Below are 1,266 nucleotides of genomic sequence, written 5' to 3'. Positions count from 1 at the left end.
GGGTCTGCTGCATGAGGAGGTGACATCTGATTTGGCTTGCCCGCGGGCAGGCTGGTAAGGATGTTGCTGTGCCCAAGCCCTACCCTCGTGAGTTCCGCGACGATGTCGTGCGCGTCGCGCGCAACCGCGACAGCGAGGTCACCTTGGAGCAAGTCGCCGCCGATTTCGGGATCCACCCGATGACGCTGTCGAAATGGATGCGCCAGGCCGACGTGGACGAGGGAGCCAAACCCGGCACCAGCACCGCCGAGTCGGCCGAGTTACGGGCGGCGAAACGGCGAATCCGGTTGCTGGAGCAGGAGAACGAGGTCCTCAAACGGGCCGCTGCCTATTTCGCGCAGGCCAGCCTGCCGGGAAAATGACTTACCCGCTCGTCCGCGAGCTGGCCGCGCACGGGATCCCCGTCGCGGTGACGTGCCGGGTGTTGGGGCTGGCGCGCCAGCCCTACTACCGGTGGCTCGACGAACCGGTCACCGACTCCGAGCTGGAAGAGGCCTATCGGGCCAACGCCCTGTTCGACGCCCATCGCGATGACCCCGAATTCGGGTACCGGCTGCTGGCCGACGAGGCCCGCGCGGCCGGCGAGGCGATGGCCGACCGCACCGCGTGGCGGATCTGTTCGCAGCAGGGCTGGTGGAGTGTATTCGGTAAGCGGAAAGGAAAGGGCCGCAAGGCCGGTCCGCCGGTGCACGACGATCGGGTGCAACGGGATTTCACCGCGCAGGCCCCGAATCAGTTGTGGCTCACCGATATTTCCGAGCATCCGACGGCCGAGGGCAAGCTCTATCTGTGTGCGGTGAAGGACGTGTATTCGAATCGGATTGTCGGCTATTCCATCGATTCGAGAATGAAATCGCGGCTGGCGGTGCGGGCGCTCAACAATGCGGTCGCCCGCCGTGGTGACGTGGCCGGGTGTATCCTGCATTCCGATCGTGGATCGCAATTTCGGAGCCGAAAGTTCTTGCGCGCCTTGGCTCGTCACTCCATGGCAGGGTCGATGGGCCGGGTCGGTGCGGCTGGCGATAATGCTGCCATGGAGAGTTTCTTCGGGCTCCTGCAAAACAATGTGCTCGATCGCCGATCCTGGTCGACGCGTGAGGAATTGCGGATCGCAATCGTCACCTGGATCGAACGCACCTACCATCGGCGGCGGCGTCAAACACGGCTCGGCCGTTTGACACCGGTCGAATTCGAAATGATCATGACCCCACCGGCCAGTCAGGCCGCGTGACCGTATCTGTCACCTGACAGTGCAGCAGACCCGGG

At 64.3% G+C, this 1,266-nt stretch carries 1 protein-coding gene; it reads left to right on the top strand.

Annotated features, from left to right (window positions below):
* Positions 1-68: 68 nt before the first annotated feature.
* Positions 69-1,231, top strand: a protein-coding gene (locus NA10_RS35080) for an IS3 family transposase (protein WP_157557023.1) whose coding sequence is annotated in 2 segments (ribosomal slippage) — positions 69-353 and positions 356-1,231 — 1,161 coding nt in all. Because the reading frame shifts where the segments join, the coding sequence is not laid out codon by codon here.
* Positions 1,232-1,266: the final 35 nt, after the last annotated feature.

The sequence above is a fragment of the Nocardia acidivorans NBRC 108247 genome (assembly GCF_001625085.1).
In the GTDB taxonomy this organism is placed as follows: Bacteria; Actinomycetota; Actinomycetes; order Mycobacteriales; family Mycobacteriaceae; genus Nocardia; species Nocardia acidivorans.
This window is presented reverse-complemented; position numbering and strand designations above follow the sequence as displayed.